The sequence below is a fragment of the Phormidium sp. CCY1219 genome (assembly GCF_035615515.1).
Classification (GTDB): domain Bacteria; phylum Cyanobacteriota; class Cyanobacteriia; order Cyanobacteriales; family Laspinemataceae; genus CCY1219.
Genome location: NZ_JAJENT010000934.1, coordinates 1 through 6,965 on the forward strand (window position 1 = coordinate 1; position 6,965 = coordinate 6,965).

The window sequence follows — 6,965 nt, forward strand, 5'->3', positions numbered from 1 at the left end:
AATAATTTCATTCCAGATTGTGCCATACTCAGAAACTTCCAGCAATTGCTAGATTTTTCCGGGTTAAATGTATCTGTTCTCGGACTCGGAAGAGTCGAGTTGCCACATCGGGTCTTCGCCGGAGAGCAACCCTTCAGCGGCGGCAAGCATATCGCCTTGAATATCTTGCAGGTCTTCGCGATTGTCTAGGTAAGTTTTCAGTGCCGAGAGGGGGTCGATTTGCATCCCCACTCCCAATTCGGGAACGCGAGGTCTGGCCAATTGGCTGACCAGTTCGGCTTGAATGGTGTAACTATGGGCATCACTTAAGTGAGCTTGGAGGGCGGCATTGTCGATCGCGTCGATTTGGTTCGGTCGCAGTTGATAGATGACCCGCACTACCGCATCTTGAATCTGGTGTTTGGCGATCGCCGCTTCTAGGTTACTTTGCGGGTCATCCGCCTCGGATAAATCCACTTTGATGGTGCGAAACTTCCGCACGGACAAGGGACAAAATTCCCACTCGGCCCGTCCTTTTTCTAGTTCGACCCTCACATAACCCTTCCGCTCTTTTTCCTCACTAAAGTCCACCCGCTCGATACTGCCGGGATAGACCACCGGTGGATCGTTGCGGGGGTTGAGATTTTGGTGTCGGTGGACGTGACCCAAGGCCACATAATCAAAACAGGGGCGAACCAGCAGGGATAGGGGAATGGTAAAGCCTTTGCCCACTGCGAGAAAGCGCTCTGCGCCAAATTCGGCTTTATCCACCATCACATGACCCAGCAGTACCGTGGGCACCTCGGGATCCAGATTGCGGACTTCGCCTTCTAACGCCACTCGCAGGCGATCGATTAATAAATGATTCACATCGGATAAACAAAGACCTTGGGTTTGCGATCGCGTCATCAAGGTCGATCGCGTAATCCAAGGCAAAGTAATCACCTGTACCGAACCCCTGCGCGTCTCGATGCGGTGGGTCTCCAGAGAGTCCCCCACGATAAATCCGGGCACTCCCAAGGTCCGATAAATGCACAAACTCGCGCCTCCCTGCCCTTGGGCGTGTTGATCGTGATTGCCCACCAGCAACACCGTGGGAATTTCTGCATCCACCAATCGCCGAAACTGTCCCGCAAACGCCTCTTGCACGAATGGCGGCGGTGTCGCATCGGGAAATGCATCTCCCCCAAACAGCACCAGATCCACCGCATCTTCGATGGCGCGGTCAATACAGCAACTTAATGTGTTGATAAAATCTTCCAGTCGCGTATTCATTCCCGTGACTGGATTGGTTCGTCCGTGGGAAAACCCGCTTCCCATGTGGATATCGGACAAATGAAGTATTTTTATCATAGTGTTTCTCCTTAGTCTTTTGTCTATTTTCCTGGGTGAAGCCGGGGAATGCAACGCAGGTTTGCCCGTTAATGACACCATAGAGACAAAAGGCTAAGGATTTGGCACGAATTCACAGATGAATGCCGCACTCGGTTTTTTGGGATCCGCGCCAGCGACCGGCCCGTTCGTGTTCTCCTTGGGCCACTGGGGTGGTGAGGGGTTCGTCGCCGATGCTGGCATATCCGCGATCGTGCAATTCGTTGTAGGGAACCCCGTGGGTGACGATATAGCCCCAGGTTTCTTTGCGCGTCCAATTGGCGAGGGGATTGATTTTAATCCGCCCTTGTTTGTCCCGTTCGAAAATCGGCATGGTGGTGCGAGTGCGGGATTGATCCCGACGCCGCCCGGTGATCCAGGCGCGGGTATTGAGTTCGTTCAGCCCTCGTTCTAAGGGTTCGACTTTGGTTAAATAGTGGAATTTTTCGATCGCCGTTTGCCACAGTTCCTCTCCGAAGCGCAGGGAAAAGGCTTCGCGGTTGTTGGCTTCCAGGGTGCGGTAAACGTGCAAATCTAAGTTGTAGCGCTCTTTGGCGCGATCGACCAGGGCTAAGGTCTCCGGAAAGTGGTGCAGGGTGTCGAGAAATACCACCGGAACGGGAGTAGCAGGATGCAGTTCTCGGTATAAAAGATCCATAATGACCATCCCACCAGGGCCGAATGCAGTGCTTTGCACCAATCCCGTGGGAAAATTGTTCGCCGCCCAAGCCAGAATTTCCAAGGGTTGAGATGACTCAAAGCGTTGGTTGAGTTCATCCAGGTCGAAGGTGTTGGTTTTTACTGGCGCTTCTGGAGAATAGATCATGCTCGATCGCTACTTTTACTCTGTTCAATCGTTTCCAAAGTCAATCTTAACACCAAAACTCCCGTAACTCGATCGGGAATTCGGTTTTTATGACAAAAGTTGGAGTACGGATTCCTTTATATTGCTCCTTCAGCGGGGGGAAATCCCTACCCAGAGAGGGTTGTAAGAGCTATCTCCGGTCAGGAATGGGGGATTGACTTTTCTCCGCTTGGCTTTGGCCATGAGTCAAAATACTCTGCAAATCTGCCGTTTGAGTCTGCCGAAACGATTATACGCCCATTGATGGCCAAATCGATCGCTTGGGTGGGGATTTGTTCGGCACCTCTGCTGGCATGACTGGATCCAGCTTTTTCCCCGTTTCCCCCCTAACTCGCCCACCCTCGTGCCCTATAGATCTACTTATTCCCTCCGCAAGTTCCTTCCGCAACAGATACCTGTGGCACCTCTACCCACCCGCCGCCTTGACGCCACACCCAATCGGGGGCGATCGAAAATAAAGGTTAAATTTCTTCTTATCCGGGAGAACGCGAGTTAAGATAATTGCAGTATCGGGAAAAAGGGCAGGAACCTTTGCCCCTACTCCTAACCTGCCCTTTCCTCCTTCTCGATGCCACAACCGTTCTACCTCGCAAAATTCTAAGGCGGTTTTCACGAACTGTAGATTGGCTCGATATTGGATTTTTTTGCATGAAGAAAAAAGTTGTTTTTATTTTAGGAATTGGTCGGTCAGGCTCTACCCTACTGAACTATATTTTAGGCAGTCATCCGGACTGCTTTGACTTAAATGAAATCAGTAAACTTCCTCAATTTTACCGCCACCGCCACCGTCATCGAGATTTCTGGGAGGAAACGGGAAAATTTTGGGAAGAAAAGTTCACTCCGGAAGAACTGAAAATGCTGGTAGCGGGATTAAGCAATCGTCGCATAACTCCCTACATCCCTCTAAAAGTCGAGCGGTTTCTTCGAGAAATTTCCGGAACAGATAGAATTTTTAATTCCTACTCGCTAATTTTTTCTAAACTGGATGCAACGGTGTTAATCGATTCTTCCAAATATGTGGATTGGGTGTCGAAGAAGCTGCAATCAAAAGAATTTAGGTCGGGACAAATAGACGGTTACTTAATCCATTTAATTCGAGATGGTCGTGCGGTTCTCAATTCTTATTTGCGCTGGGATAAGAATATGACCGTTGAGAAATTTAGTCACAGATGGTCTCGGTTAATGAAAGAAGATGAAAATTTATTCAACCAGTTTCCCTCGGAACGGAAAATGATGGTTCGCTATGAAGAATTGGCCAGCGAACCAAAAGCCACCACTGAAAAGATATGTCAAATGCTAGACCTAGAATTTCAGCCGGAAATGCTGGAATATTGGAAGCACGAGCATTTCGGGATTGAGGGAAACTTTGGCACTCGTTCGCTCATTGCGAAATACAAAAGTCAAAAAAGTGACAGCAAAGTAGAAGAAGTGCATGGCGATTATTACCAAAAACAAGGGTTTCAAATCAAGTTGGATTTGCGCTGGAAAAATGAACTAGATCCGGAAAAGATAGAGGAATTTTATCGTCTAACTCAGGGGGAAAACAAGCAATATGAATGGGATTAACGAACTGAGGTTGGTGGGCAATTTCCCGATTTGAATATCACGGGGAAGGCAACATGCTGATTGTTTTACCCAGAGGAATTCACTGGGAATACCTCGGGTGTTCCTGTGTTGGCGATCGCTTTTTTATGCTCTTGGCGCAGCTTTTGAGTTTGAGTGCCAGTGGCGAACCCCACCATGCTAATCCCATGCCACAACTGTTCAATTCTGGAGGAACTCGGAAATGAAATGGCATGTCAGAACCTTTATTATTACCTCTGCGACGCTGTTGCTTTGCGCCTGGGTTGAACCTGCGCTACGACCCTTTACCTTTTCCCCGGCGATCGCCGCCGCGCAAACCGCCGCCGAACGAACCGCCGCCGCAAATCGTCTTTATCGTCAAGCGCGCCAACATCAGGAAGCCGATCGCCTTCCCGAAGCATTAGAAACCTTCCATCAAGCATTGGCGATATTTCGCGAACTTGGCGATCGCCAAAGCGTCGGAGAAACCCTCAACCAGATAGGAATCATTTCCGCCCGTCTGGGACAATACGCCGAGGCGTTGCAATTTTATCAGCAAGGGTTAGATATCGCCCACGACATTGGCGATCGCAACCTGGAAGGCACTATCCTCCACAACCTTGCATTTGTTTACCAAAGTCGAGGACAATATGCAGAAGCCTTGCAATTTTATCAGCAAGCTTTAGATATCGCCCGCGAAATGAATGACCGTTCTAGCATCACTAGCCAACTCAATAATATCGGATTAGTCCATTATTATCGCGGACAATACCCGGAGGCGTTGCAATTTTATCGGGAAGCGTTGCGGATTGCCCGGGAAATCAATGACCGAGAGGGGGTTGGCGCTGTGCTGGACAATTTGGGCGTGGTTTATGGGAGTCGCGGGGAATACGAACGGGCGTTAGCGTCTTTTGAGGGCGCGTTGGAAATTCGCCGAGAAATGGGCGATCGCCGAGGAATTGGCACTACCCTCAACAATATTGCCTTAATTTATTATTCCCGGGGACAATATGCAGAAGCCTTGCAATTTTATAAAGATGCGTTAGACTTAGCCCGCGAAATCGGCGATCGCGTCAGTGCGATAAGACGGCTGAACAATATTGGCGGGGTTTACGATAGTCTGGGACAGTACCCGGAGGCGGTGCAATTTTATCGAGAAGGTTTAGAAATGGGTCGCGAAATTGGCGATCGCCCCGCTGTGGGATATTTGCTCAACAATCTGGGGGCTACCTACGGAAAGCAAGGTCAATACCCAGAGGAATTGCAGTCTTATCGGCAAGCTTTAGCCATTTCCCGGGAGATTGGCGATCGGGCGTTGTCAGGCACTACCCTCAACAATATCGGTACGGCTTACTTGCATTTGCAACAATCTGAAAAAGCGTTAGACTTTTATCGGCAAGGATTGGAAATTGCTCGGGAAATTGGCAATCAAGTCGGTGTGGGAAAAAGCCTCAACAATTTGGGAAAAGTTTATGCCACTTTGGGGGAAACGGAAACTGCTTTGGATTTTTATCGCCAAGGGTTAGAAATTCTTCGGGGGATTGGCGATGGTGCGGGTATCGGTCATATTTTGAATAATATGGGTCGATTGTATCGGGAAGTGGGAGAATACCAACAGGCGGAAGAGTATCTCTTTGCTGCTATTGAAGAGCTAGAGAAACTGCGCCCGGGATTGACGGATAAGGAGCTAATTTCTCTGTTTGAAACCCAACTAGAAAGCTATGAATTGTTGCAAAGCGTTTTGGTGAAACGGGAAAAGTTTAATCGGGGGTTAGAAGTGGCAGAAAGGGGTCGCGCTAGGGCTTTTATTACGTTATTAGCGAAACGGCGATCGCCGAATTGGCAGGAGTTCGAGTCGGTGGAAATGCCGACGGTGGCGCAAATTCAAACCGTTGCTCGGGAACAGAATGCCACGATTGTTGAGTATGCGATTGTGGAGGAGGCAATTTATATTTGGACGATCGCCCCGACGGGTGAAATTTCGTTTCACTCGGTGACGTTAACCGATACTTCATTAGCCACAATCGCTGAAGGCGCAAGGGTGGAAGCGGCTATCGGAAGAGGCTCTAGGGTGGAAACATCTCTCAGTTGGTTGGTCCGGGGAACTCGCGATCGCTTGCTGGATTTTAACGTAGCCGCACAAGAAACCCGCAGTAATCCCGTGCCTTCTGTGAGCGATCGTTACCCCCGATTGCAACAACTTCACTCCCTGTTAATTGAACCGATCGCTCATCTGTTGCCCGCCGATCCACAACAGCGGATTATCTTAATTCCCCATCAATCTCTCTTCTTAGTTCCTTTTAGCGCTTTACAAGATAGTTCGGGTCGATTTTTAATTGAAAAACATACCCTAATCGCCGCACCAAGCATTCAAGTTCTTGCCCTTACTCATCAACAACGGGAACGAGTATCCGGGGACAATATTCTCGTGGTGGGCAATCCTACAATGCCGACTATGCCTACTGTGGTGGGTCAACCCCCAGAACCTTTATCCCCGTTACCCCATGCGGAACGAGAAGCGATGGAAATTGCTCGTCTTTTTCATACCACAGCGTTGACGGGAAATCAAGCTACAAAAGCTAGAGTTTTGGCAGAATTGCCCGAGGCGCGCATCGTTCATTTGGCGACCCACGGGGTTTTGGATGATTTTGGTACCGACGTCCCCGGCGCGATCGCTCTCGCCCCCTCGGAAAGCGATCGCGGATGGTTGATGGCGGGGGAAATTGTGGATTTACCTTTTAATGCTGAATTGGTGGTTTTGAGTGCTTGCAATACGGGGCGCGGGAAGATTACTGGGGATGGTGCGATCGGTTTATCTCGGGCTTTAATGAGTGCCGGTGTTCCCAGTATTATCGTCTCTTTATGGTCGGTTCCCGATGCGCCAACCGCCACTTTGATGAGTGAATTTTATCGCCATTTACAGCATCATCCCGATAAAGCACAAGCCCTGCGTCAAGCGATGCTAACTACTATGAAAACACACCCCAATCCACGCAATTGGGCTGGATTTCTCTTGATGGGAGAAGCGCTATGAATTCTGGCATCATCGAATTGATTCGGTTGACCTCCAGGCCATTTTTACCTGACCTGTTACCCCCCTGCTTTTCGATCGCCTCTTTTTTTTCTCAAGCGGTTGACTCGGGAGGGCTAATTGGCTAAAATAAATTTATTGGTGCAGGCAGCCAGT

General features: G+C 49.4%; 5 protein-coding genes. 3 read left to right on the forward strand and 2 right to left on the reverse strand.

Annotation, left to right across the window (positions count from 1 at the left end; translation table 11 throughout):
* Positions 1 to 63: 63 nt before the first annotated feature.
* Entirely contained in the window at positions 64 to 1,332 is a 1,269-nt protein-coding gene (gene sbcD / locus LKK83_RS30495; protein ID WP_324635230.1) for an exonuclease subunit SbcD, read from the reverse strand.
* Between the two features lie 112 nt (positions 1,333 to 1,444).
* Positions 1,445 to 2,176, reverse strand: coding sequence for a phosphoadenosine phosphosulfate reductase (gene cysH, locus LKK83_RS30500; protein WP_324635231.1), 732 nt, complete (start codon positions 2,174 to 2,176; stop codon positions 1,445 to 1,447).
* Between the two features lie 687 nt (positions 2,177 to 2,863).
* Here cysH and LKK83_RS30505 point away from each other — a divergent pair.
* The 3 genes from LKK83_RS30505 to LKK83_RS30515 are packed head-to-tail and all read left to right on the forward strand — an operon-like array spanning position 2,864 to position 6,812.
* A complete protein-coding gene (locus LKK83_RS30505) occupies positions 2,864 to 3,781 on the forward strand; it encodes a sulfotransferase family protein (protein WP_324635232.1) in 918 nt (305 codons plus the stop codon).
* A gap of 53 nt (positions 3,782 to 3,834) precedes the next feature.
* Positions 3,835 to 4,005 carry a hypothetical protein gene (locus LKK83_RS30510; RefSeq protein WP_324635233.1) on the forward strand — a complete coding sequence of 57 codons (171 nt, stop codon included), beginning with the start codon at positions 3,835 to 3,837 and terminating at the stop codon, positions 4,003 to 4,005.
* Complete coding sequence (locus LKK83_RS30515; RefSeq protein ID WP_324635234.1) at positions 4,002 to 6,812, forward strand: CHAT domain-containing protein; 2,811 nt, start codon at positions 4,002 to 4,004, stop codon at positions 6,810 to 6,812. Before LKK83_RS30510 ends, LKK83_RS30515 begins: the two co-directional genes overlap by 4 nt.
* Positions 6,813 to 6,965: the final 153 nt, after the last annotated feature.